At 72.4% G+C, this 23,330-nt stretch carries 22 protein-coding genes; 10 read left to right on the top strand and 12 right to left on the bottom strand.

Annotated features, from left to right (window positions below; genetic code table 11):
• Window positions 1-10 precede the first annotated feature (10 nt).
• Both arfB and FB467_RS16050 read right to left on the bottom strand, forming a co-directional pair.
• On the bottom strand, window positions 11-427 hold the full coding sequence (gene arfB / locus FB467_RS16055) for an alternative ribosome rescue aminoacyl-tRNA hydrolase ArfB (protein WP_141786727.1): 417 nt from the start codon (window positions 425-427) through the stop codon (window positions 11-13).
• An 80-nt stretch (window positions 428-507) separates the two neighbouring features.
• A complete protein-coding gene (locus tag FB467_RS16050) occupies window positions 508-3,009 on the bottom strand; it encodes a M14 family zinc carboxypeptidase (protein WP_141785994.1) in 2,502 nt (833 codons plus the stop codon).
• 173 nt (window positions 3,010-3,182) lie between these two features.
• Here FB467_RS16050 and FB467_RS16045 point away from each other — a divergent pair, with 173 nt between their 5' ends.
• The 3 genes from FB467_RS16045 to FB467_RS16035 all read left to right on the top strand — a co-directional run bounded on the left by FB467_RS16045 (window position 3,183) and on the right by FB467_RS16035 (window position 5,674).
• Complete coding sequence (locus FB467_RS16045; RefSeq protein ID WP_141785993.1) at window positions 3,183-4,079, top strand: Bax inhibitor-1/YccA family membrane protein; 897 nt, start codon at window positions 3,183-3,185, stop codon at window positions 4,077-4,079.
• Between the two features lies 1 nt (window position 4,080).
• On the top strand, window positions 4,081-4,383 hold the full coding sequence (locus FB467_RS16040) for a hypothetical protein (protein ID WP_141785992.1): 303 nt from the start codon (window positions 4,081-4,083) through the stop codon (window positions 4,381-4,383).
• Between the two features lie 61 nt (window positions 4,384-4,444).
• On the top strand, window positions 4,445-5,674 hold the full coding sequence (locus FB467_RS16035) for an MFS transporter (protein ID WP_228393400.1): 1,230 nt from the start codon (window positions 4,445-4,447) through the stop codon (window positions 5,672-5,674).
• A gap of 3 nt (window positions 5,675-5,677) precedes the next feature.
• On the opposite strand, the gene FB467_RS16030 is transcribed toward FB467_RS16035, so the two are convergent.
• From FB467_RS16030 to FB467_RS16010, 5 genes are all read right to left on the bottom strand, one after another.
• Window positions 5,678-6,901: an acetyl-CoA C-acetyltransferase gene (locus tag FB467_RS16030; RefSeq protein WP_141785990.1), complete on the bottom strand. Its 1,224-nt coding sequence runs from the start codon at window positions 6,899-6,901 to the stop codon at window positions 5,678-5,680.
• Between the two features lie 77 nt (window positions 6,902-6,978).
• On the bottom strand, window positions 6,979-8,052 hold the full coding sequence (locus tag FB467_RS16025) for an SGNH/GDSL hydrolase family protein (protein WP_141785989.1): 1,074 nt from the start codon (window positions 8,050-8,052) through the stop codon (window positions 6,979-6,981).
• Between the two features lie 47 nt (window positions 8,053-8,099).
• Complete coding sequence (locus FB467_RS16020; RefSeq protein ID WP_141785988.1) at window positions 8,100-9,077, bottom strand: NAD-dependent epimerase/dehydratase family protein; 978 nt, start codon at window positions 9,075-9,077, stop codon at window positions 8,100-8,102.
• Complete coding sequence (locus FB467_RS16015) at window positions 9,077-11,764, bottom strand: alpha/beta fold hydrolase (protein WP_141785987.1); 2,688 nt, start codon at window positions 11,762-11,764, stop codon at window positions 9,077-9,079. The genes FB467_RS16020 and FB467_RS16015 overlap by 1 nt, the downstream gene beginning before the upstream one ends.
• Window positions 11,761-12,783 carry a 3-oxoacyl-ACP synthase III gene (locus tag FB467_RS16010; protein ID WP_141785986.1) on the bottom strand — a complete coding sequence of 341 codons (1,023 nt, stop codon included), beginning with the start codon at window positions 12,781-12,783 and terminating at the stop codon, window positions 11,761-11,763. The genes FB467_RS16015 and FB467_RS16010 overlap by 4 nt, the downstream gene beginning before the upstream one ends.
• A gap of 137 nt (window positions 12,784-12,920) precedes the next feature.
• Between FB467_RS16010 and FB467_RS16005 the strand changes: the two genes are divergently transcribed.
• Window positions 12,921-13,856, top strand: a complete 936-nt coding sequence (locus FB467_RS16005; protein WP_141785985.1) for an LppX_LprAFG lipoprotein — start codon at window positions 12,921-12,923, stop codon at window positions 13,854-13,856.
• A gap of 37 nt (window positions 13,857-13,893) precedes the next feature.
• On the opposite strand, the gene FB467_RS16000 is transcribed toward FB467_RS16005, so the two are convergent.
• The 5 genes from FB467_RS16000 to FB467_RS15980 form a co-directional block, all read right to left on the bottom strand.
• Window positions 13,894-14,112: a hypothetical protein gene (locus FB467_RS16000; protein WP_141785984.1), complete on the bottom strand. Its 219-nt coding sequence runs from the start codon at window positions 14,110-14,112 to the stop codon at window positions 13,894-13,896.
• A complete protein-coding gene (locus FB467_RS15995) occupies window positions 14,109-14,297 on the bottom strand; it encodes a hypothetical protein (RefSeq protein WP_141785983.1) in 189 nt (62 codons plus the stop codon). The genes FB467_RS16000 and FB467_RS15995 overlap by 4 nt, the downstream gene beginning before the upstream one ends.
• A gap of 194 nt (window positions 14,298-14,491) precedes the next feature.
• Window positions 14,492-15,118: a superoxide dismutase gene (locus FB467_RS15990; protein WP_141785982.1), complete on the bottom strand. Its 627-nt coding sequence runs from the start codon at window positions 15,116-15,118 to the stop codon at window positions 14,492-14,494.
• 103 nt (window positions 15,119-15,221) lie between these two features.
• Entirely contained in the window at window positions 15,222-16,262 is a 1,041-nt protein-coding gene (locus tag FB467_RS15985; protein ID WP_141785981.1) for an L-idonate 5-dehydrogenase, read from the bottom strand.
• 14 nt (window positions 16,263-16,276) lie between these two features.
• Window positions 16,277-17,680, bottom strand: coding sequence for an Nramp family divalent metal transporter (locus FB467_RS15980; RefSeq protein ID WP_228393395.1), 1,404 nt, complete (start codon window positions 17,678-17,680; stop codon window positions 16,277-16,279).
• A gap of 254 nt (window positions 17,681-17,934) precedes the next feature.
• Between FB467_RS15980 and FB467_RS19155 the strand changes: the two genes are divergently transcribed.
• The 6 genes from FB467_RS19155 (at window position 17,935) to FB467_RS15955 (ending at window position 23,273) form a co-directional block, all read left to right on the top strand.
• Entirely contained in the window at window positions 17,935-18,426 is a 492-nt protein-coding gene (locus FB467_RS19155) for a hypothetical protein (RefSeq protein ID WP_228393394.1), read from the top strand.
• Complete coding sequence (fepB, locus tag FB467_RS19150; RefSeq protein WP_244932749.1) at window positions 18,411-19,025, top strand: Fe2+-enterobactin ABC transporter substrate-binding protein; 615 nt, start codon at window positions 18,411-18,413, stop codon at window positions 19,023-19,025. Before FB467_RS19155 ends, fepB begins: the two co-directional genes overlap by 16 nt.
• Before the next feature lie 158 nt (window positions 19,026-19,183).
• Window positions 19,184-20,131, top strand: a complete 948-nt coding sequence (locus FB467_RS15970; RefSeq protein ID WP_228393392.1) for a FecCD family ABC transporter permease — start codon at window positions 19,184-19,186, stop codon at window positions 20,129-20,131.
• Window positions 20,128-21,195: a FecCD family ABC transporter permease gene (locus tag FB467_RS15965; RefSeq protein WP_228393391.1), complete on the top strand. Its 1,068-nt coding sequence runs from the start codon at window positions 20,128-20,130 to the stop codon at window positions 21,193-21,195. The genes FB467_RS15970 and FB467_RS15965 overlap by 4 nt, the downstream gene beginning before the upstream one ends.
• A 12-nt stretch (window positions 21,196-21,207) precedes the next feature.
• Window positions 21,208-22,056 carry an ABC transporter ATP-binding protein gene (locus FB467_RS15960; protein WP_141785978.1) on the top strand — a complete coding sequence of 283 codons (849 nt, stop codon included), beginning with the start codon at window positions 21,208-21,210 and terminating at the stop codon, window positions 22,054-22,056.
• Entirely contained in the window at window positions 22,053-23,273 is a 1,221-nt protein-coding gene (locus FB467_RS15955; protein WP_141785977.1) for an enterochelin esterase domain-containing protein, read from the top strand. Before FB467_RS15960 ends, FB467_RS15955 begins: the two co-directional genes overlap by 4 nt.
• The last annotated feature ends 57 nt before the right edge of the window (window positions 23,274-23,330 follow it).

The following is a 23,330-nucleotide window of genomic DNA, read 5'->3' as shown; positions in this document are numbered from 1 at the left end:
CCGGGGCAGGTCAGCCGGCCGGGTCGCGGGGGACCCGACCGCGCCCGGACTTGATCTGGCCCCGGTGCTTCTTCGCCGCCAGGCGTCGGCGCTGCGACCCCCGGGTCGGCTTGGTGGCACGCCGGGGCGGCGGTGGGGGAGCGGCCGCCGTGCGGAGCAGCTCGATCAGGCGCTGCCGGGTCGCCACCCGGTTCTGTCGCTGGGCGCGGTGCTCGGAGGCGACCAGGACCAGCTGACCGCCGGTCAGCTGGGGCGCGAGGTTGCGCAACAACCGGTCCCGGACGCCGTCGCGCAGCTCGGCGACGGCGATGGAGGACTCGGGGCGGAACAGCAGCTCGACCCGGCTGTCGGTGGTGTTGACGCCCTGGCCGCCGGGACCGGAGGCGCGGGAGAAGCGCTCGAGCAACTCGCCCGCGGGGATCACCATGCCCTCGGGCAGGCCGGGCCCCGCGGGCACCCGCAGGTCCGACCCGGGTTGTGGGGTCCGGGCCACGGCGGGTCCCGAGCTCAGCCCTGGGTGGTGGACCAGATCAGGGCCCGGGCCACCAACGGGTACTGGCCCTTGGGGTGGGCCCGGAACATCGGCTGGGTGCCGAACAGCACGACCCCCGCACCGGACTCGTCCACCCCGCTGACCACCGCCGGCTGGCCCTGGGCGTCCGCCGGGCCTCCGGAGCCGTCCGCGGCGGGCCTCCAGCGGCCGCTGACCAACGGGCCGTCCTCGGCATACGACTGCTCCACGGTGACCTCCTCACCCAGGTCGGTGAACCAGGCGGGGGAGTAGACGAAGGTGTCCGGGGTGGCGGCCCCGGCGACGGCGCTGTCGGCACTGTCCACCGAGACCACGCCGTTGGCGTCGCCCCGGCCACGGACCAGGTCGGCCTCGAGCAGGTCGGCGGCGGAGTTCAGGTTGGCCCCGGCCCGGTCCCGGCCCACGAAGCCCCCGCCGCCGGCCAGGAACCGGGTGAGGTCGGTGCGGGCGTCGTCGTCCAGGGCCTCCCAGGTCAGGCCCGAGGAGACGTACAGCGTGTCGACCTGCCCCCAGTCGAAGCCGTCGTTGAGGACCGTCGGGGTGACCGGGACGATGTCGAAGCCCATCTCCTCCAGCGCCCAGCGCTCGTCCGCGCCGGCCGCCACGGCCACGGTCAGCCGGTCCAGGGACGCACCCCCGGCGTCGTCCGGGGCGGCGGTCAGGGTGACGCCGAAGTCCCGCGCGACCCGCTCTGCCTGCTCGTGGTCCTCCTCACCGACCAGCACCGTGCCGTCGGCCAGGAACTCCACGGAGACCCCGGCGTCGAACAGCGAGTTCAGCGCGGCCACGTCGGTGGGGTCGTCCAGCGGCAGCACGAGGTCGGCGTCGCCGGTGACGCCCCCGGTGGGCACCGCCTCGGTGATCGGTCGACCCTGGGTGCGCAGCGTGGCGCCCTCGGGCACGGTCACCACATCGGCCCCCCAGAGCAGGCCGGGGCTCCAGCCGGAGATGTCGTACATCGCGTCGACCCGGTCGGAGATGTCGGTGCCCGCGCCGAGGATCGTGTTGGCCATCCCGCGCAGCGACTGGTGCATGTCGACGACGTAGCTGCCGGCGGGGTAGGTCGTCCCGTCGATGGTCTGCTTGCCGCGGGTGATGTGCACCTCGACGCCGTTGGCGATGAGGTGGTCGACCAGCCGGGCGGCCGCGGCAGAGGACCGCTGGTCCTCCCCGGCGGGGATGACGTAGCCGCGCGGGTAGTCGGTGAGGTAGACGTCCTCCTCCCCGATCTCGGGGAACAGGTCCTCGCTGACCGGGGTCTGCGGCTCACCGGCCTGCCCGCGACGGAAGATCTCGATCTGGTCGGCGAGCAGCTCCTCGCGGTGCTCCATGCCGTAGTCGATGGTGGCGGTCATCGCGGCGTGCGCCACGTCGGTGTTGATCGCCGACCGCCGCTGCAGCTCCTCCTCGGGCAACCCGTAGTCGGCGTTGTTGACCCGCAACGGGATCTCGACGGTGTGCGAGACGGCACCGTGGAAGGCGGCGTACTGCGGCGTGAAGATCGGGGGCCAGTCGTCCCAGCCCTCCGCCCAGTCGCGGAACGGGATCTGCGGGGCCCGCACGCCGTCCTCACCCGGGGTGTACCCGAGGTCGTTGATCGCCGACTCCATGCCCAGCCCGTTGGGGTAGGCGTGCTTGATGAACAGGTCGTACTCGTAGTTCTCGCCGTGCGGCGGGGTGGTCGGCTCGATCAGCGTGCCGTTCACGTAGCCGTGCAGGTCGAGCATGAGCAGCGGTTGGGTGCGGACCAGGGCGTCCCGGACGGCGATGGACTCCGGCTGGGTCGCGGTGAGGAAGTCGCGGTTCAGGTCGAAGCCGGAGGCGTTGGCGCGGGTGTTGCCGTTGCGCCCGTCCGGGTTGGCGGTGACCACCAGGTAGATCCGGTTCTGCTCCAGGATCTGCTGGACCGCGGGGTCGCTGCTGGTGGCGTACTCCTCGATGAGGCGCAGCGCCGCGTCGGTGCCCTCCCACTCGTTGCCGTGGATGTTGTTGTTCAGGAACACCGGGGTCTTGTACTCCTGCCGCAGCCGCCGGTCGTTCTTGGCGTGCGCCGGCTTGGTCAGGATCTTCTCCCGCATCCGGTCCTGGGCCGCCGTCTCCGCCGGGGTCTCCGGCGCGGTGAGGGTCACCAGGTAGAGCTGGCGGCCGGTCACGGTGCTGCCGATCACCTCGGCGCTGACCCGGTTGGAGGTCAGCTGCAGGTCGTTCAGCTTCGGCGCGATCGCGTGGTAGGGCGTCAGGCCCAACTTGATGGCGGCATCCTGGGGGTCCTCCGGCTGCACCGGCAGCTGCACCTGGCGCGGGTAGCCCTGCTGCTCCCCACCGGGACGGGCGGGCAGGAGCGTGCGGACCGTGCCCTGGTCCGCACCCTGGGAGGCCGGCGCGGCGACGGCCGCGGCAGGCAGTCCGCTCGCCAGCAGCCCGACCACCAGCGCAGCACCGAGCGTGCGTGGACGACGCGACCGAGCGGACGGCATACCGGCTCCTTCCCAAGCTGACACGGCGGCTCCCCGAAACCCGAGTCAGAGCAGGCTATCCCGCCATACCGACAGCGGCCAAGAGAAAAATGTGGCGGATGGGAACACCGTGGCCTCCCCACACGCTCTAGACTGTGACAGACGTGACCTTTGCCGACCCTCAGGAGGGCCGCATGGCAACTAACCCCGTATTCAACCGGATCGACAAGGAGACGCAGGGCTACGCCGGCTTCGGCAACGCCCCGCAGCAGTCTCAGAACCCCCAGCAGCACCCGGGATACGCCCCGCAGGGAGGGCCGCAGCAGGGCGCCCCCATGGGGTACCCCGGCCCGTCCGAGACGATGTCGCCGCAGCAGCTGGAGCAGATGTACCAGCAGCCGCCGGCCGGCCCGGCCCAGACCGGACGTCTGACCATCGACGACGTCGTGATGAAGTCCATGATGATCTTCGGGATCGTGCTGGCCTTCGCCGCCGGGTCCTGGTTCGTCGTGGGTGCCCAGCCCGAGCTCGGGATGCCGATCTGGATGCTCGGTATGTTCGGCTCGCTCGGCCTGAGCTTCGCGATCGCCTTCAAGAAGACCGTCAGCGTCCCGCTGATCGTGGTGCACGCCGTGCTCCAGGGCCTGTTCCTGGGCGCCGTGAGCGTGACCTTCAACTCCCTCTACAACGGCGTGGTCACCACGGCGGTCGTGGCCACCATGGCCACCGCGGCCGGCATGTTCCTGGCCTGGAAGATCGGCTTCATCAAGGTCACCAGCAAGTCGCGCCGCATCTTCGGCATGGCCGCCATGGGCTACCTGGTGTTCCTGCTGGTCAACCTCGGTGCGAGCTTCATGGGCTTCGGCGACGGCTGGGGCCTGTTCGGCAGCCAGTTCGGCTGGCTCATCTCGATCCTGGGTGTCGGCCTGGCCTCCTACTCGCTGGCGGTGGACTTCGACTCCATCGACCGTGGGGTCAAGGCCGGGGCGCCGGAGCAGTACTCCTGGCTGATGGGCCACGGGCTGATCGCCAGCCTGGTGTGGCTCTACATCGAGTTCCTGCGCCTCTTCGCGATCCTGCAGAGCGACTGAGGTGACCCCGACCCCTGGTGCGGCGCACGAGACGGTCGGGACCGAGCTGGAGCGCGTGGTCCGGCGGTGGCAGCAGCTGCCGCTGGACCACGCGCTTTCTCGTGTCCCGGTGGTGCGTGACCTGGTGCAGACCCTGGCCGACGGCGTGGCCGACGCCGAGGGGCGGGCCAGGGTGGAGGTGCCCGACCTGGGGCCGGCCGTGCTGCTGGAGCAGCTGAAGGTGATGGTCTACGACCACCAGCAGGCGGGCCTACCCACCAAGGAGCTCGCCGCCCGTCTCACCGCGCTTCGGCGCAGCCTCTAGCGATCTTCTCGGTGACACCTGTCATGGGTCCAGGGGGCCCGCCGCTGGCACGATGGGGCCGGTGAGGACGACCGGGGGTGGGCAGGTGCGCGAGGACGCGCGTCCGGCAGGTCGCCGGCGGGCCGCGATCCGCGGGGCGGTCCTCATCGGCGGGTCCGGCGAGATCCTGGACTTCCTGGTGCCGCTGTGGGCCGGGTCCGCCTTCGGGGCCTCCGGGACGGCGATCGGGGTCCTGCTGGCGGTGGAACTGGTGGCCTCGGTGCTCGCCCGTCCGGTCGCCGGCTGGCTCGCGGACACCCGCAACCGACCACGGACCGCCGCCCTGGGAGCCGGCCTCTTCGGGCTCGGCCTCGCGGGATACGCCCTGACCCCCACCTTCGACTTGGCCTACGCGGCGGCCGCAGTCGGTGGGGCCGGTGGCGCGGTGTTCTGGGTCACGGTCAGGGCCATCGTCTCCGAGTACCTGGCCGAGGACGACGGCGCCTTCGCCTCGCTCTACTCGGCCGTCGCCTTCGGGTCCTGGTTCTTCTGGGTCCCGGCGATGGTGCTGCTGCCGGCGCTGGACTTCCGCGGGGTGTTCCTGGTCCTCGCCGCGGTGTGCCTGGTCGGGTCCGGCATCCTGGCGTATGCCGGGCGGACCGCGCAGCCCCGCCGGCGTCCCACCCCGGTGCCCGGCGGCCTACGCCGCTTCCGGGTGCTGCTGGCCACCGAGGCGCTCTCCGGGCTGGCCGCGGCCGGTGTCGGCCTGTTGCTCCTGCTGCACCTGCAACGGTCCTTTGACCTCGACGTCCACCAGATCGCGCTGGTCTTCCTCCCCGGCGGGATCGCGATGACCGTCCTCCCACGGCCCCTGCACGGCCTGGTCCGCCGGTTTGGTCGCCGGGCGACCTTCGTCGTGGCGAGCCTGGCCTCGGCGGTCTGCGCCGGGTCCCTCGCCTTCGCCCCCGACCCGGTGACCATCGCGGTCCTCTGGGTGCTGACCGGCGCCTCCTGGGCGGCCCTGTCGCCGATCACCGACGCCGCGGTCACGGAGTCCGCCGGGGAACGGGTGGGGACGGCGATGAGCCTGGTCGGCAACGCGGTCTTCCTCGGCTCGGCAGCCGGTGGGGTGCTGGCGGGCGTGCTCTACGACCACGCCCCGTGGGCCGCTACCTGCCTGGTCTTCGCCGGCCTCATCGCCACGGAGGCCTACCTGGGGCCGCTGGCCCTGGACTCGCTGGGGGTCCGGGACGTCCCGGACCCCGAGTCCCGGGACGACCGCGAGGACTCGGCGGTCGGCCCGCCGGACTGACCGTCAGGAAAGGCGCTCCAGCACGATCGCCATGCCCTGACCGCCGCCGACGCACATGGTCTCCAGCCCGAACTGGCCGTCGTGGGTGCGCAGCCCGTTGATCAGGGTGGTGCTGATCCGGGCGCCGGTGGAACCGAACGGGTGGCCCAGGGCGATCGCACCGCCGTGCACGTTGAGCTTGTCGAAGTCCATGCCCAGGTCGTCGGCCGAGGGCAGCACCTGCGCGGCGAACGCCTCGTTGATCTCGTAGAGGTCCATGTCCGCGATGGTCATCCCGGCGCGGGCCAGCGCCTGCCGGGAGGCCTCGACCGGGCCCAGGCCCATGATCTCGGGGGACAGCGCCGAGACGCCCGTGGAGACCACCCGGGCCAGCGGGGTGAGCCCCAGCTCCTTGGCCTTGGTGTCGCTCATCACGACCAGGGCGGCGGCGCCGTCGTTGAGCGGGCAGCAGTTGCCCGCCGTGATGGTGCCGTCCTCCCGGAAGACCGGCTGCAGGGTCGAGACCTTCTCCAGGGTGACGCCGGCGCGGGGGCCGTCGTCGGTGCTGACCACGGTCCCGTCGGCCAGCGTCACCGGGGCGATCTCCCGCTCGAAGACGCCGGCGGCGATCGCGGCCTCGGCGCGGTTCTGGCTGGTCACCCCCCACTCGTCCTGCCGCTCGCGGCTGATCCCGCGGGAGGTGGCGACGTTCTCGGCCGTCTGCCCCATGGCCAGGTAGATGTCGGGCAGCAGCCCCTGCTCCCGGGGGTCGGTCCACGTCTCGTTGGACGCGGCGATCGCGGCGCTGCGGGCCTGTGCGTCGGCGAACACGGGGTTCTGCCAGTCGGCCTTGCTGCCGCCCGCGCCGGCGAAGTCGACGTAGCGGGAGACGCACTCGACCCCGGCGCTGATGAAGATGTCTCCCTCCCCGGCCTTGATCGCGTGGAAGGCCATCCGGGTGGTCTGCACCGAGGAGGCGCAGAACCGGTTGACGGTCGAGGCCGGCAGCTGGTCCAGCCCGAGCAGCACGGACACCACGCGGGCCATGTTGGAGCCGTGCTCGCCCCACGGCTCGGCGCAGCCCAGGTAGAGGTCCTCGACGAGGCCCGGGTCCAGGTCCGGCACCTGGTCCAGCGCCGCGCGGATGACGCCCGCGGCGAGGTCGTCGGGGCGCACGCTGGTCAGCGAGCCCTTGAAGGCCCGTCCGATCGGGGTGCGGGCTGCGGCGACGATGACGGCCTCGGGCATGGGTCCTCCAGGGTTGATGGGCTGGGCTCTGCGCCGAGTCTAGGCGCCGGGGGAGACGGGCTCCCAGGGGTATGTCGTCAGCCGGGTGCGTCGGCCTCGTCACCGGCCGCGGTGGCCCCGTCCGCCGCCCCGGGCGCTGGTGGGTCGGGAGGCGTGCCGTCCCGGGACCCCGCGACGTCGGCGCCGTGGCGCCGCAGCAGCTGGGCCCACCGGCTGCGCTCGTGCCGTCCGTGGCCCTCGGCCTCGACGGGCGTGACCTCGCTGCCGGGCTCGCGAGCGGCCCGGGCCGCGGCGGTGACCAGCGGCTCCACCCGCTCCCCACGGTGGTGGTCGGGGGCGCGCCCGGTGTCCGGCGTGAGCATCCCCAGGGCGTCGCAGACGCTCGGCAACAGGACAGCGGCGGCCCGGGCATACCCGGCGGCGGAGGGGTGGAACCGGTCCTCGCTGAACATCTCCGCGGGCTGTTCCCAGAACTCCTGCCCGAGCAGGTCGCCCAGCGAGACGCTGCGCCCGCCGGCCTGCACGACGCCGACGGTCTGGGCTGCGGCCAGGTCACGGCTCCACCGTTGGACCAGGGAGCGCAGCGGCTGGGGGATCGGTCGGATGGTGCCCATGTCCGGGCAGGTCCCGACGACGACCTCGGCGCCCGCCGCGCGCAGCCGGTGCACCGTCTCGGACAGGCAGCGGACCGCGTAGTCCTGGTCGATCCGCTCCTTGACGTCGTTCGCGCCGATCATGATGACGACCACCTCGGGCTCCGGCATGGCCGCCAGCCCGCGGTCCGTCTGCGCGATCAGCTGCGGGGAGGTGGCGCCGCTGCGGGAGACGTTGCGCAGCTCCACGGGCCGGCCCGAGAGGGCCGCGACACCCGTGGCGATGGTTGCCCCGATGGTGTGCTGGGAGCTGCCGGCGCCCACCCCGGCCGCGGTGCTGTCCCCGAGCACGAGGATCCGGTGGGGGTCGCCGATGCCCGCGCCGTAGCTGCCCTCGTCGTCATGGGAGAAGCCGGGGGTGTCCCCGATGACGTGCTTGGCGATCGCAACCTGGGCCCGCAACAGGCCGACGCCGAGTAGGCCCGCGACCGCCAGTGTCCCGCCCCCGTAGGCGGCCCTGACGGCGAGGCCTCGTGCCAGTGCTGCTGTGTCGCTCATGACCCTCACGTCGGTCCAAGTACTGGGTACCCACGGTATCCGAAACCTCAGCCGGTTGCCGACAGCCTGCCCAGCCCCTCGTCCAGGCTCACCCTGGGCGTCCAGGCCAGGACCTCCCGGGTGCGCCGCTGGTCGAACCAGTGGGCCGTGCTGAGCTGCTCGGCCAGGAACCGGGTCAGCGGTGGCTCGGTGATCGTGGGCAGCGCGGGGACCGCCGCGCACACCGCCATGGCCCCCTCCACCAGCGCGCCGGCGCCCCAGGCCAGGCGGGGCGGGATCCGCAGCCGGGGGACGGGGGCGCCGCCCGCCCGGCAGATGTCGGCGATCAGTTCCCCGATCGGGCGCGGCTCGCCGTTGGTGACCACGAAGGCCTGCCCGTGGGCGTCCCCGATCCGGTCCAGCGCCGCGACCAGCGCGTCGGCGGCGTTGCTGATGTAGGTCGTGTCCACCAGCGGGGTGCCCCGCCCCAGCAGCGGCAGGCGGCCCTCGTGGGCCCGCTGCAGGATCCGCCCGACGAGCTGGGTGTCGCCCGGTCCCCACACCAGGTGGGGGCGCACCGCGGTGACGGCGAAGCCGGAGGCGTCCGCGGACAGCGCCAGGAGCTCGGCCGCGGCCTTGCTCCGGGCGTAGTTGCCCCGTGCGTGCTCGGGGTCCGCGGGGCCTGCGCCGACACCGGTCAGCGACCGGCCGGCGTGGGCCACCGACGGCGAGGAGACCTGGACGAACCGCCGCACCCCCGCCTGCCGCGCGGCGCGCAGCAGGTGGCCGGTGCCCTCCACGTTGGTGCGCTCGTACTCGGCCCACGGCCCGACGACGTCGACCTTGGCCGCCAGGTGCACGACCGCGTGCTGGCCGGCGACCGCCTGGGCCACCGCCGCCGGGTCGGCGACGTCACCCAGGACCTGGCGGTGGGCGCCCGCGGAGGGGCGGCGCTGCATCACGGTGACCTCGTCGCCCCGCGCGGCCAGCTGGTCGGCGGTGGCGCGGCCCAGCATCCCGCTGGCGCCGGTGACGAGGACCCGCATCAGCGGCTCTTGGTGGCCGGGGCCTGGCCGGAACGGCGGGCCAGTGCCCGGGCGGCCGGACGGTCGTGCAGCAGGCGGGTCGCCCAGACGGCCAGCGCGCCGCGGTCGACCTTCGAGGCGTGCCGCACGTCGACCGGCAGCCAGTCCCGCAGGAGCACGGCCGCGACGGGCACGCCGGCGGTCTCCCGCACTCGGGCGGCGAGGTCGGCGCCGGCGAGCGGGGTCCCCCCGAGCCGCCGCAGACCCGAGGCGATCCGCTCCTCCGGGACGACCACCGCGACCACCTGTTGCGTGCCCCGGGGGCCGACCCCGACCACGGCGGCGGCGCTGACGCCGTCCAGGCGCTCGATCCGGTGCTCCACGGCATACGGGGTCACCGGGCCGTCCGGGGTGGACACCACGTGCACCAGCCGGCCCTGCACCCAGAGCCGGCCCCGGTCGTCGAGCTCGCCGACGTCGCCCGTGCGGTGCCACCCGGCGGGTCGCTCGCTGGCCTGCTGGGTGCCCCAGAGGCGGTCGTACCGGGCCTTGGTGTGCGGGCCGCGCACCACGATCTCGCCGGTGACGCCGACCTCGTCGGTCAACCCGTCCCCGGCCCGGCCCTCGGCGTCCAGCGGGGCGATCCGCACCTCGACGCGGTCCACCGGTATGCCGACGCACACGCCGCCGGGTCCGTCGGGTTCGCCGGTGGCCGGGTCGGTGTCGGTGGTGTCCGTGGGGTCACCGGTCGTCGGGTCGATCGTGGCGACGGGCAGCGCCTCGGTCATGCCGTAGGGCGTGTGGGTCGCCGCGTGCGGCAGCAGGGCGCGGACCCGGTGGAGCAGCGCCACCGGCACGGGGGCACCGGCGGAGAGCACCAGGCGCGGCCGCTGGAGGGCGTGTGCCTGCCGCCGGGTCAGGTCGTCGGCGGTGGCCACCACGTTGCGCAGCGCCGCGGGGGAGGCGAAGACCACGCTGGCCCGGACGGCCGCGACCGCCTCGGCCAGCGCGGCCGCGGTGAGCGTGTGGGGGGCCGTGACGTCCATGTCCGGGACGGCCGAGCCCAGCCCGAGCGCGGGCCCGTAGAGGGCGAACGGGGCGAACGCCGCGACCAGCCGGTCGCCGGGCACGAGGTCGAAGGTGTCCCGCAGCAGGGCGACCTGGGCCTCCAACCGGCCCCGGGTGTAGATCACCCCCTTGGGTGGGCCGGTCGCGCCGGAGGTGAACAGGATCGCCCCGTCCGCCTCCGCGTCCGCCGCGGGCTCCGGGGCGGGGGGCAGGGCCGCTCCCTCGAGGGCCAGGGTGTCGGCGTCGGCGGTGTCGAACCGGATCCGCTGGCCGGGCACGCGGGTCCCGCGGGCCAGCAGCAGCGCCTTGCCGATCCCGACGACGTGGTCGGGCCCCGCGCCGCGCAGGGCGCCGCCGAGGCGACGCAGCCCCAGCCCGGCGTCGGCGACCACGATGACCCCGCCCAGCCGCCACACGGCATACACCAGCGTGGTGAGGTCGATCCCCGGAGGCACCAGCACCGCGACCCGGTCTCCCTCGCGCACCCCGCGGGCGTGCAGCGCCGCCGCCACGGCCGCCACGCGCTCGGCCAGTGCCCCGAAGGTGATGGTGCGGCCGTGGTCGGTGAGCTCGGCGATGGACGTGTCGTCCGGGTGGGTGGTGTCGACCCTGATCGGGACCCCGGGGGCGCTGTCCGGTTGCTTCACCCCGGAACCTGGCGCTTCGTCCCGGGAAGCTTCTGCCCCGAAGGGCAGGATTATCGGGTCACCCGATAATCCTGCAGCTCCGACGGACCCCTCGATCCAGGACCAGATCAGGTCGACGCCCTCGGGGCGGTCCTCCAGGACCAGGTGGGAGGCGTCCTGGTAGCGGTGGACGTCGGCGTGGGGGAGGCGGCGCAGCAGGTCCTCGAGGTAGCGCTGGGAGAACACCGGGTCGCGGGGGCCCCACACCAGGAGGGTGGGGACGTCGGCAAGCTCGGAGGACAGGCGGCCGGCGATGTCGTCCAGGACGGGGGCGCTGGGGTGGCCGGACCGGAACGGGATGTCGGCGACGAAGTCGGCGACCGCCTGACGGCGGCCCGCGGTGGCGTACGGCGCGGCGAAGGCGTCCCGGACCGGGGCCGGGAGCGCGGGCCGGCATGTGGCGGTCGCCGCCCGGACGAAGGCCGGGGTGCGGCGGCACACCAGGTCGAGCATCGCCGAGCTGTGCGCCACCCGGATGGCGGCGGGGAAGGCGGCGTCCGACGGCTGGTGCACGGCCGTGTTGGTGAGCACCACCCCCGCCAGGTCGGTGCGCTGCCGCAGCGCCCAGCCCAGCCCGATCGGACCTCCCCAGTCGTGCGCCAGCAGCACGACGGGCCCGGACACCCCGAGGGTGGTGGTGAGGGCGTCGAGGTCGGCGATCCGCTGGCCGAGGCCGCGCGGGTCGGTGAGCCGTTCGGACCACCCCATCCCGAGGTGGTCCGGGGCGACCACGCGCCACCCGGGGGGCGCCTGGGCCAGGACGCGGCGCCACAGGTAGGACCACGTCGGGTTGCCGTGCACGCAGACGACGGTGCCGACCACCTGCTCGCCCCGCTCCTGCAACTGGGCCAGGTTGTCCAGGACGTGCCAGGTGCGCGGGACACCCTCGGCGTCGGGGGAGCGGACGGTGCGTGACCACGCCGGGTCCAGCCCCGGCGTGGCGCGGGGTGTCACCAGGCCAGTTCCAGGCACGTCATGTTCAGGCCGGAGCCGATGCCCATCATCAGCACCCGGTCCCCGGAGGTCAGTTCCTCGGCCTCCTTGGCCAGCGTGATGGCGACGGCCGCCGGGCCCACGTTGCCCAGGTAGGGGAAGGTCAGCGGCACCCGGTCCAGGTCCAGGCCGAGCGACTTGACGGTCTGCTTGGTGTGCACCTGGGAGACCTGGTGCACGATGTAGCGGTCCATGTCGGCCCAGTCGAACTCGGACCTGGCGTCCTCCCAGAGTTCCCCGGCCAGCTGCATACCCGCCACCAGCAGGCCCCGGGTGTCGGTGCTCATCTTCTCGTAGTCCCCGACGCACAGCCCGTGGTTCTCCGTGGCGGCACGGGAGACGCCCCCGACGACCCGGTGCCCCTCCGGGTGCTCACTGGCCCGGCCCAGCACCATGGCCGCCGCGCCCGACCCCAGGGTCAGGCTGGCGAACTCCCCGAGCAGGTCCTCGGCGGTGGCGTCCTCGGAGGACAGCCGGTCCAGGGTGTTCTCGTGGGTGCGGCGGGCGTCCTCCCCGTCCACGATCAGGGCGTAGTCGATCTGACCGGCGTCGATCATCGTGGCCGCCAGCTGCATCCCGTTGACGAAGCCGAGGCAGGCGTTGGTCAGGTCGAAGTTGAGGCAGTGGCTCGGCATCCCCAGCTCGTGGTGGATCCGGACCGCGACCGAGGGCTCCAGGTTGTCCCGGCACACCGAGGTGTTGATCATCAGCCCGATCCGCTGCGGGTCGACCCCGGAGGCCGCGATCGCCTTGGCCCCGGCCTCGATCGCACCGTCGACGAAGCTGGTGCCGTCCGCCCACCAGCGCCGCTCGGTGATCCCGGCCAGGTTCTCCAGCATCCCGGGGCGCAACCCGTTGCGCCGGTAGGAGTCGCCGATCCGGGTGTCGAACTCCGCCGAGGTCATCACCACCGGCGCGTCGACCGCCGTGATCGAGAGGACCGCGGTGTCGTGGTAGCGGAATGTGGAGTTGCCGTTCATGGAACCTCGGAAGGGTATGGGACGTCAGGTTTATAGCAATGAGAACACAGGTCTCTGTCGGAGTGCGCATCCAGCGTGAGACCGTGGGACGAGCAGATCGTACGGAAACGGCGATCACCTGATCGAGAGGGACACCCATGAAGCTTCTGACCAAGACCCGGACGAGCGGCCTGGCGGTGGCCGGCCTGGCGCTGGTGCTGGCCGGCTGCGGGGACAGCGACGCCCCGGAGGTCGTCGAGCCGAGCCAGTCCCAGGGGTCCGACGAGGGCGCCGACGAGCCGGTGGACGAGGGGGACACCGGCGACGAGACCGGGGACGAGGACGGTGGCGACACCGGGGACACGGGCGGCGACACCGGTGAGGAGACCGGGGACGAGGACGGTGGTGACACCGGGGACTCCGGGGACGAGGGCGGCACCGCCGCGGGCTCGGACGTGGACAAGGACGAGTTCATGGCCCGGTTGAAGGCCCCCGGCAACGACGTGCTCGGGTCCTTCGCGTTCGACATGTCGATGGAGGGCCAGGGCCAGAACATCACGATGACCGGTCAGGCCGACATGCGCGGGAACTCCCCGGCGATGGAGGCCACCATGGAGATCGCCGAGCTCGGGCAGGTCCACATGATCATGCTGGACGGCTCCATGTACATGTCCATCCCGGAGATGACCGGCGAGGGCAAGTACATACGGATGGGCCCCGAGGAGCTCGCCCTGGGCGGTGGCGAGGACCCGACGTCGGCCATCGACATGGAGAGCACCTGGGACGCCTGGGACGAGGGGACCACCAGCATCACCCTGGTCGGCACCGAGCAGATCGAGGGCGAGTCCATGGAGCACTACACGCTCAACGTGGACACCGCCGCGGCGATGGAGGCCAGCGGTCAGGAGAGCGTCGCCGGGATGCCCGACACGATCGCCTACGACGTGTGGGTCGACGACAACGACCTGATGCGCAAGGTGGCCTTCGACATGGCGGACGTCAAGACCGAGATGACGATCAATAGCTGGGGCGAGGACGTGGACGTCCAGGCTCCGGCCGAGAGTGACCTGATGGAGATGCCCGGCGGTCGCTGACCGCAGGACGCCACCCTCGCCGGAGGGTGGGCCGGGGTCAGCGGAGCCCGCGGACCAGCGGGACGACGATGGTCGCGATGAAGCACAACCCGACCACCGCGGCCCCGGCCATCAGCCACACGTCCCAGAACCCTTCCTGGTCCCACAGCTGGGGACCGAAGGCGACTCCCATGCCGTAGACCACCGCGAGCAGCGCGGTGAGCTGGGCGCCCGGAGTCTTGAAGACGCTCTGGGCGGCGTTGTCCTGCGTGCTCATGAGTCCCCTCTCAGGTACGGGATGCCGACGAGGACGACCAGCAGGAGCAGCAGGAACACCGCGCCGCCCTGGACCAGGCGGCCCCAGTGCGGGCCCTCCCGCAGGCTGGCGGGGGCGAACGCCACCCCGAGGCCGTAGGCGACCCCCAGTACTCCCATGATGGCCAGGCCGGTCTCTGTCTCCACGTGGTGTCCCCCTCGCGTGATGTCTGGTGCCGAAGTCTCACCAGAGGAGGGGGCTCCCTGTCAAGGGAACAGGCCGTCCTGCACCGGATCTGGGGACACGACAGGACCCCGCGGACGCTCGGTCCGCGGGGTCCTGTCGTGCGGGTTGCCGTATGCCGACCGTCAGGTCGGGCGGGCGGCGCCCGGCAGGCGCGTCACTGGGGGACGATCAGACCCGCCGTCTTGGTGCGCGCGTCCTCGAAGCGGGTCGCGACGTCGGCCCAGTTGATGATGTTCCACCAGGCCGTGACGTAGTCGGCCTTGACGTTCTTGTAGTCCAGGTAGAACGCGTGCTCCCACATGTCCAGCAGGAGCAGCGGGACCAGGCCGATCGGCAGGTTGCCCTGCTGGTCGTAGAGCTGGACGATGATCAGCTTCTGGCCCACGCTGTCCCAGGCCAGGATGGACCAGCCGGAGCCCTGGATGCCGGTCGCGTTGGCGGTGAAGTGCGCCCGGAAGCCGTCGAAGGAGCCGAACTGGTCCTCGATCGCGGCGGCCAGGTCGCCCTCGGGCTTGTCACCGCCGTCCGGGGACAGGTTCTTCCAGAACACCGAGTGGTTCACGTGCCCGCCCAGGTTGAAGGCGAGGTTCTTCTCCAGCATGTTGACGCTGGCGAAGTCGTCCTTGTCGCGGGCCTCGGCCAGCTTCTCCAGGGCGGTGTTCGCCCCGGTCACGTAGGCGGCGTGGTGCTTGGAGTGGTGCAACTCCATGATCTCGCCGGAGATGTGCGGGGCCAGTGCCCCGTAGTCGTAGGACAGGTCGGGAAGGGCATAGTCAGCCATCTGGAACCTCCACTTGAAGCGGGTGCGCGCCGTGGGCGCGTTCGGCACTCCTCACACTACACACGGCCCGGTGGCACGCCACCGGGCGGTGCGTGGTGGGGAATCAGCTGAGTCGGAGCAGGACCTTGCTGGAGCCGGTGGACCGGTCGGCGGCCACCTCGAACGCCTCCTGGGCCTGCGCCAGGTCGAAGGTGTGGGTGATCACGGGGGTGAAGTCGACCGGGCCGGCCAGCATGGTCAGCGCCTCGGAGATCTCGTCGACGAACCGGTAGGAGCCCCGGTAGTCGATCTCCCGCGTGACGATGTTGCCCAGCGCCGCGCTCACCTCGCCGGCGGGCAGGTTGCCCACCTGGACCAGCACGCCGCCGCGGCGGACCGCGGCGATGACCCCGCCCAGGGCCCTGGGGGCCCCGGACGCCTCGACCGCGATCTCGACGTCCGCCGGCAGCGCGTCGCCGGCGGAGATGTCCACCACCGCGTCGGCGCCGAGGGCGGTCGCCAGGTCGAGCGCCGCGGGGGACAGGTCCGCGGCCGTGATGTGGCGGGCGCCCATGGCGCGGGCCGCGGCCACGGCCAGCAACCCGATCGGACCACAGCCGTTGACGAGCAGCGACCGGCCGGTGATGTCCCCGGCGCGGTGCAGGGCGTGGATCGCGACGCCCAGCGGCTCGGCCAGGGCCGCCTCCCGGGTCGACACCCCGTCCGGCAGCCGGCGGAGCTGGTCGGGCCGGACGGCCCGCAACTCGCTGAAGCCACCCGCCTCGTGCGGCTGGAAGGCGGCCGAGCCGAAGTAGCGCACCTGGGGCCACAGGTTGGTCCGGTCGGCCAGGTCTTCGGGCAGGCCCTCGTCCCCAACCAGGGTGGCGGGGTGGACCGTCACCGGGGTGCCGACCTCGATGTCCCCGAGGGCGGCGGGGTCCACGGCCGCGCCGATCTCGGCGACCCGGCCGGCCACCTCGTGGCCCAGGACCAGGGGGTCCCGCAGGATGGCGGTCCCCGAGGCCCCGTTCTTCCAGTAGGACAGGTCGGACCCGCACACCCCGCCCCACTCCATCCGGACCAGCACAGCGTCCGGGGGACAGGTGGGGTCCGGCACGTCCTCGACCCGCAGGTCTCCGGCTCCGTGAACGACGACAGCTTGCACGATTGCCTCCTGGCTCAGAACATGTCGATGAGAGAGATGATCCCGACCGAGAAGATCGCGATCGCCGAGACGATCAGCAGGGTGGTGAACACCTTGCCGTCCTTGACCCGCGGGTCGGTCTCGGTCCGGGACAGGTACAGCGTGGAGACGGCCACGCCCATCAGGTACAGCGAGTTCAGGATGCCGGCGACGATCACCAGGGCCAGGGGCGAGTTGACCACGACGGCCAGCGTGCCCCAGGTGATCGGCAGCACGATCATGATGACGCGCATCCAGGTGTCGCGCTTGTGCATGTCGGTCCAGTCGAAGGCGCCGAAGACCGACAGCGTGTCGCCGACCTGTCGGCCCAGGCTGGGCACGTTGGCGATGATCGTCTTGTAGAGCGCGACGCCGGCACCGAAGAGGAAGACCACGCCGCCCCACTCGCCGACCGTGCCGCTGAAGATCCTGGAGATGACCTCCATCACCTCGGTGCCCTGCGGGTTCAGGCCCTGCGGGTGCAGCACCGCGGCGCCGAGCATGTAGAAGGCGACGGTGGAGACGGTGTAGATGACCCAGGAGACCCAGGCGTCGAGCTTCATGACCTTGATCCAGCCGCGGGCGCGCTGCGCCCAGGCCTCGGAACCGTCGTTGGGTCCGGTCCAGGCGGCGAAGCCCTTCTCGACCGTCCAGTAGGTGTAGGCGGTGATCTCACCGGCCCCCACACCGGTCATCCCGAACATCGCCAGGGCCACGCCCATGCCGCCGGCCGCGATCTGCAGGCGCATCCCACCCGCCAGGTCGGCGATGCTCCAGGAGAACTCGGTGAACTGCACCAGGAAGACCATCACCACGGCGAACAGGGTGACCAGCACCACCAGCACGGTGGACAGCTTCTCGACGATCTCGTAGCGGTTGGAGATGTGGATCGCGATGACGACCAGCACGAGGATGAGCACCCAGATGCCGATGGACATGGTGGAGAACGGATCGCCCCCGATGGGGAGCAACATCGAGAAGGCGAGCGCGCTGCCGCCGATGACCCCGGCCTGACCGATCAGGAACTGCAGGAACATGAACAGCACCAGCCATGCCATCCAGCCCCGGCCGGCGATCTTGGGCGGGACGTCGTTGTAGCCGTTGATGGCGGGCTTGCCCGTGGAGATCGACCACCGGGCGAGCTCGACCTGGACCCACACCTTGACGAAGGTGGAGACGAAGACGAGCCAGAACAGGACGAACCCGACCTGGGCGCCCAGCGCGGTGGCGGTGAGCAACTCGCCCGACCCCACGACGGCGGCGCTGGTGATCATGCCGGGGCCGAGGAAGCGCAGGCTGCCCTTCCAGGTCTTCGGTGGGTCCTGGATGTTCTCCGGGTCGAGACGGTAGGGGTCCTTCTCCCGAGAGAGTTGGGTCTCAAGCCCCGCGTGTTCGGTCAATGCATGCTCCTTGTCGGGCGACACGCGAACGTGTCGGTTGCTGCCCCAGCCGGGTTCGCCGAGGGGTATATGCCGGAATCTAGCGGCGCCGGGCGCGCTAGGACAGCGGTTGCCACGAGTTGCCGGGAGGGGTGCCGGGCGCCGCCACGGCTCGGCCGCGTGATGGAGGTCATACGTGGTCCTCGTCGGAGGTAAGGCACGCCTAATGTTTTTGTCGTCTGGCGTTCCCGTCTCGTTCCTGAAAGGTGCTCTCCGTGAGTCTGACCCATCGTCCCCGTGCCTTCCGCCCCCTGGTGGCTGCCCTGTGCAGCGCGGCCCTCGTGCTGACCGCATGTTCCTCTGCTGACGACGCGGAGTCGGAGGACACCTCTCCCGAGGAGGTCGCCACCGACGGGGACGACGGCACCGACGACAGCCAGGAATCCGCCGACGACGCCACGGGCGAGGACGACGCTGCGGACGATGCCGCGGGGGAGTGGCCCCGCACGATCGAGCACGAGTCCGGCACCACGGAGATCCCGGAGGAGCCCACGGTCGTCGTCTCGACCTCGATCACGCTGACCGGGACGCTGTTGGCGATCGACGCGCCGGTGAGCGCCAGCGCGGCCACCGGCACCGGGCCGCTGACCGACGACCAGGGCTTCTTCGCGCAGTGGGCCGATGTCGCCGACGAGCGCGGTGTCGAGGTGCTCTACCCAACCTGGCGCTGGACATCGAGGCGATCGAGGCGATGGAGCCCGACCTGATCATCGGCTCCACCGTCGGCGCCGACGCCACGGTCGACTCCTACGACCAGCTCAGCGAGATCGCGCCGACGATCATGCTGGACTACGGCGCCCACACCTGGGAGGACCTCGCCGTCACCCTCGGGGAGGCGACCGGTGCCGAGGACGGCGTCCAGGTGGCCCTGGACGACTTCGAGGCCTACGTCGACGAGGCGGCGGCCTCGTTGACGCTCCCGGGCCAGACCGCGACCGCCCTGGCATACAACGGGGCCGACGGCGGTGGCGTGTTCAGCGCGGAGAGCTCGCAGGCGGCCATCCTGATCGGTCTCGGGTTCGACTACGTGGTCGGCCCGGAGGACCTCGCCGACCAGGTCCGGAGTGACGTGAGCTTCTTCACCGCCGAGAACCTGCCCGCCGCCCTCGCCAACCCCGAGGTGGTCTTCGTCATCGCCGGCGGCGACGAGCAGGCCGACTCCTTGGTGAACGACCCGCTGCTGGCCAACACGCCGGCGGTGGCCAACGGACAGGTGTACGCCACCGGCCCGACCTCGTTCCGGATCGACTACTACTCCGGCAAGCAGATGATCGACGCGATCGTTGCGGGGCTCGGCGGCGAGTGAGTCACCCCGCCCCGTCCCGACCTGGCGCGGGCCCCACGGGTCCCGCCAGGCCGGGACGGTCCCGCCGCCCGGCCCGATACACCGCTGCGGGACCCACCGCCGGCCGGAACGCCGCGCGGGCTGGGCTCCTGGTCGGCCTGGCGGTCGTCGCGCTCGCGGTGGCCGGCGTCGGAGGCCTGGCGATCGGCTCCCACCCCGTGCCGCTCGGCACCACGATCGACGCGATCTTCCATTACGACCCCACCAACAGCGACCACCTGATCGTCGTGAAGTCCCGGGTGCCACGGCTCGTGCTGGGCATCGTCGTGGGAGCGGCCCTGGGCGCGGCCGGGGCCCTGATGCAGGCGGTGACCCGCAACCCCCTGGCCGAGCCCGGACTCCTGGGCGTGAACGCCGGGGCGGCGTTCGCCGTCGTGATCGCCATCGGCTACCTCGGCGTCACCACCGTGGGGGGTTACCTGTGGTTCGCCTTCATCGGGGCCGCGCTCAGCTCGGTGCTGGTCTACCTGCTGGGCACCGCCCACCGGAGCCAGGGGACCCCCGTGCGGATGGCGCTCGCCGGCGCCGCGATCAGCGTGCTGCTCCTCGCCCTGACCAACTCGATGCTGCTGGGGAACCAGGCGGCCTTCAACCAGTTCCGGTACTGGGCCGTGGGGAGCCTGCAGGGGCGGGGCCTGGACGTGACCGTGATCGTCCTCCCGTTCGTGCTGGCGGGTGTGGCGATCACGCTCGTCCTGATCAGGCCGTTGAACGCGATCGCGCTGGGCGAGGACGCCTCCCGCGCGCTGGGGGTGAACCCGGGGGTGACCCGCGCGGGGGCGGCCATCGCGGTCGTCCTCCTCGCCGGGGCAGCCACGGCCGCCGCCGTGCCGATCGGCTTCGTCGGACTGGCCGCCCCGCACATCGTGCGCTCCCTCGTCGGCCCCGACCAGCGACTGCTGCTGCCCACGGTCCTGGTGGTGGCGCCGGCCTTCCTGGTGGCCGCCGACACGGTCGGGCGCTGGGCGATCGCGCCGGGTGAGCTCCAGACCGGCATCGCGGCGGCCGTGCTCGGTGGGCCGGTCTTCGTGATGCTGGTCCGCTCGCGGAGGATGGCCTCGTTGTGACGACCCTGAACCTGTGGCGGCGCTCGCCGCGCCGACGCACCATCGTCAGCGGCTGGGTGCTGCGGCTCGGGCCCTTCTCGCTGCGGGTGGCTCCGCGGGCGCTTGGGGTCGGTCTCGTCCTGGCCCTGGTCACCGCCGTCATCGGCATCGTCACGATGACTACCGGCACCCTGGAGGTGGCCCCGGACGACGTCTTCCGGGCGCTCGTGGGGGACGGCGAGGAGCGGGTGGTGCGGACGGTGCGCGGCCGTCGGCTGCCCCGGTTCCTCACCGCAGCGCTGGTCGGCGGCAGCCTCGGCATCGCCGGGTCGGTCTTCCAGAGCCTGTCCCGCAACGCCCTGGGATCCCCGGACATCATCGGGTTCACGACCGGGGCGGCGACCGGCGCGGTGATCCAGATCCTGCTTCTCGGCGGCGGGCTGCTGCAGACCGCCGTGGCTGCCGTCGTCGGCGGGGTGGTGACGGCCCTTGCCGTCTACGCGTTGTCCCGGAGGGACGGGGTGAGCGCGGGGATCCGGTTGGTCCTGGTCGGCATCGGTGTGGGCGCCATCCTGGCGGCTATCAATTCCTTCCTGATGGTGCGCGCCGACATCCGCGACGCCGAGATGGTGCAGCGCTGGGAGGCCGGGTCGTTGATCGGTCGCGGCTGGCCCCACGTGGTCAGCGTCGCCGTCGCGGTGGTGATCCTGGTCCCGCTGATCATGGCCTGCTCTCGGCAGGTGACGTACGTGGAGATGGGCGACGACTCCGCATACTCGCTGGGGATCCCGGTCGAGCGCTACCGGTTCGCCGCCCTGGTCTTCGCGGTCGCCCTCACCGGTGTGGCGGTCGCCGCCACCGGCCCGATCGCCTTCATCGCCCTGGCGGCCCCACAGATCGTGCGACGGCTGAGCCACCGCGGGGGCGTCGTGGTGCTGCCCTCCTTCATGATGGGCGCGCTCCTGCTGTCGCTGGCCGACCTGATCAGCCAACGCATCGACTTCGGGGTGCCCGCCCCCGTCGGCCTGGTGACGGCCGTCATCGGCGGCCTCTACCTCATCTGGTTGCTCGCCCGACGAGCCTGAAAGGACCCACGCATGACGACCTCGTTCCTGGCAGCCGACCCGGGCCTTCCCGGACAGACCGCTCGGGGCCTGTCGGCCTCCCACGTCGACCTCGGCTACCCGGGGCACGCGGTGATCCGTGACCTGTCCCTGGAGGTGCTGGACGGTGAGTTCACCGTCATCGTCGGTCCCAACGCCTGCGGCAAGTCCACCCTGCTGCGCGCCCTGGGTCGCATGCTGTCGCCCACCGCGGGTCGGGTGCTGCTGGACGGCAAGGCGATCGGCGGGTACCGCAGCAAGGAGGTCGCCCGGCGGGTGGCCCTGCTGCCCCAGTCGCCGGTCACCCCGGACGCGATCACCGTGGCCGACCTGGTGGCGCGCGGACGCTACCCCCACCAGCAGCTGCTCAGGCAGTGGTCGACGGAGGACGCTGACGTGGTGGAGAACGCGCTGCGCGAGGTGGGCATGCTCGACCTGGCCGACCGGATGGTCGACGAGCTCTCCGGCGGGCAGCGCCAACGGGTGTGGATCGCGATGACCCTCGCGCAGGACACCCCGATCCTGCTGCTCGACGAGCCGACGACCTACCTCGACGTGGTGCACCAGATCGACGTACTCGACCTGTGCTCCCACCTGCACGACCGCGGCCGCACCCTGGTGGCGGTGCTCCACGACCTCAACATGGCGGCCCGGTATGCCAGCCACATCGTGGTGATGAGCCAGGGGGCGATCGTGGCGCAGGGTCCGGCCGCCCGGGTGCTGACCCCGGAGCTGTTGCGGTCCGCCTTCGGGCTGGACGCCCTGGTCCTGGAGGACCCCGAGAACGGCCGACCCCTCGTGGTCCCCCGTGACCGGCGGGTCACCGGGAAGGACGGGCGATGACACCCGGCCCCACCGCCCTGGTCGCGGCCGAACCCCGATGGCTGACGGACCTCGCCGACGCCCCGGACCGGGCGGCCGCGGCCGGACGGTTCTGGGCGGGGAGGCCACGGATACCGGTGATCGGCGAGGGCGCCGAGATCGACGGGCGGGCGTGCCGACAGGTCACCTTCCTGTGGCGCCAGGAGCAGACCGACCGGGAGGTGATGGTCCACCTCAACGGGATTACCGACGCACACCGGGAGGACATCACCCCGGCCCTGCTGCAGCGGATGCCCGACACCGACCTGTGGCACCGGTCGCTGTGGTTGCCGGCCGAGGGCACCTGGGGTTACCGGATCGTCGAGGCCGAGCGGTTGCCGCGGGACGCGGGTGCGACCAGGGAGGGCTGGTTGGCGGTGCACCGGGCCGGCCGGCGGGACCCGGGCAACCCCCGGTGGCTCCCGCACGCCTTGGGGGCGGAGTCGAGTGTCCTCGTCCTCCCGGAGGCCTACCAGCACCCAGCCTGGCTCGATGCGCCCACCCAGGAGGCCCGGTGGACGCAGTGGCAGGTGAGCGACCTGGACGGTGAGCCCCGGACGGTCCGGCACCGGTCGCCCGGCGGCCGCGCGCCGCAGGGTGGCCGGCGGCCCCGGCTGTTGGTGCTCTTCGACGGCGAGCAGTGGGCCGCGATGGGGTTGGCGGATGCGCTCGACCGTGCCGGGCTGGACCTGGAGGTCCTGCTCATCGACAGCGGCGACCCCGGCCGGCGCGCGGTGGACCTGCCGGAGCCGGGCCGGGCCGCCGCGCTCGTCGAGGCGAGCCTGCGCCGCCGGGCCGAGCACCTTGGGCCGATCGACCCGGAGCACGTCATCATCGCGGGGCAGAGCTTCGGTGGTCTCGCGGCGGCCGCCGTCACGGTCACCCGTCCCGACCTGGTCGGGCAGGCCATCGTCCAGTCGGGATCGTTCTGGTATGTCGGGGGAGACGAGCCGCGCCGCGACAACCCGGTCCCCGGTGACCTGGTCCGCCGGATCGCCTCCGGCGAGTTCGGGCAGCTGAGGGGTCGGTTCGTGGTCCAGGCCGGCACCGACGAGGGGACCATGGTCGACCAGGCGCAGCACTTCCGCGATGCCGTCGTGGCGGCCGGTGCGGAGGCCGACCTGACCATCGTGGTGGGCGGACACGACTTCGCCTGGTGGACCCACCACCTGCTCCGCGCCCTCGACCGACTGTCGTAGCGGGTCTGGTGGTGCCGGGCCCAAGGAGCACGCCCGCCCTGCCGCCCGCCTCGAACC

The organism is Ornithinicoccus hortensis (assembly GCF_006716185.1).
GTDB classification, from domain to species: domain Bacteria; phylum Actinomycetota; class Actinomycetes; order Actinomycetales; family Dermatophilaceae; genus Ornithinicoccus; species Ornithinicoccus hortensis.
The sequence above is the reverse complement of the archived record's forward strand: the minus strand, read 5'-3'. Positions and strand labels throughout refer to the sequence as shown.

Excerpts from the sequence above, each read along its gene's own strand:
- FB467_RS16025 (WP_141785989.1), bottom strand. The coding sequence starts at position 8,052 with ATGAGCGACACAGCAGCACTGGCACGAGGCCTCGCCGTCAGGGCCGCC.
- arfB (WP_141786727.1), bottom strand. The coding sequence starts at position 427 with ATGGTGATCCCCGCGGGCGAGTTGCTCGAGCGCTTCTCCCGCGCCTCC.
- FB467_RS16050 (WP_141785994.1), bottom strand. The coding sequence starts at position 3,009 with ATGCCGTCCGCTCGGTCGCGTCGTCCACGCACGCTCGGTGCTGCGCTG.
- fepB (WP_244932749.1), top strand. The coding sequence starts at position 18,411 with ATGGAGCCCGACCTGATCATCGGCTCCACCGTCGGCGCCGACGCCACG.
- FB467_RS16000 (WP_141785984.1), bottom strand. The coding sequence starts at position 14,112 with ATGAGCACGCAGGACAACGCCGCCCAGAGCGTCTTCAAGACTCCGGGC.
- FB467_RS16045 (WP_141785993.1), top strand. The coding sequence starts at position 3,183 with ATGGCAACTAACCCCGTATTCAACCGGATCGACAAGGAGACGCAGGGC.
- FB467_RS15960 (WP_141785978.1), top strand. The coding sequence starts at position 21,208 with ATGACGACCTCGTTCCTGGCAGCCGACCCGGGCCTTCCCGGACAGACC.
- FB467_RS16005 (WP_141785985.1), top strand. The coding sequence starts at position 12,921 with ATGAAGCTTCTGACCAAGACCCGGACGAGCGGCCTGGCGGTGGCCGGC.
- FB467_RS15990 (WP_141785982.1), bottom strand. The coding sequence starts at position 15,118 with ATGGCTGACTATGCCCTTCCCGACCTGTCCTACGACTACGGGGCACTG.
- FB467_RS16010 (WP_141785986.1), bottom strand. The coding sequence starts at position 12,783 with ATGAACGGCAACTCCACATTCCGCTACCACGACACCGCGGTCCTCTCG.
- FB467_RS16030 (WP_141785990.1), bottom strand. The coding sequence starts at position 6,901 with ATGCCCGAGGCCGTCATCGTCGCCGCAGCCCGCACCCCGATCGGACGG.
- FB467_RS15955 (WP_141785977.1), top strand. The coding sequence starts at position 22,053 with ATGACACCCGGCCCCACCGCCCTGGTCGCGGCCGAACCCCGATGGCTG.
- FB467_RS16020 (WP_141785988.1), bottom strand. The coding sequence starts at position 9,077 with ATGCGGGTCCTCGTCACCGGCGCCAGCGGGATGCTGGGCCGCGCCACC.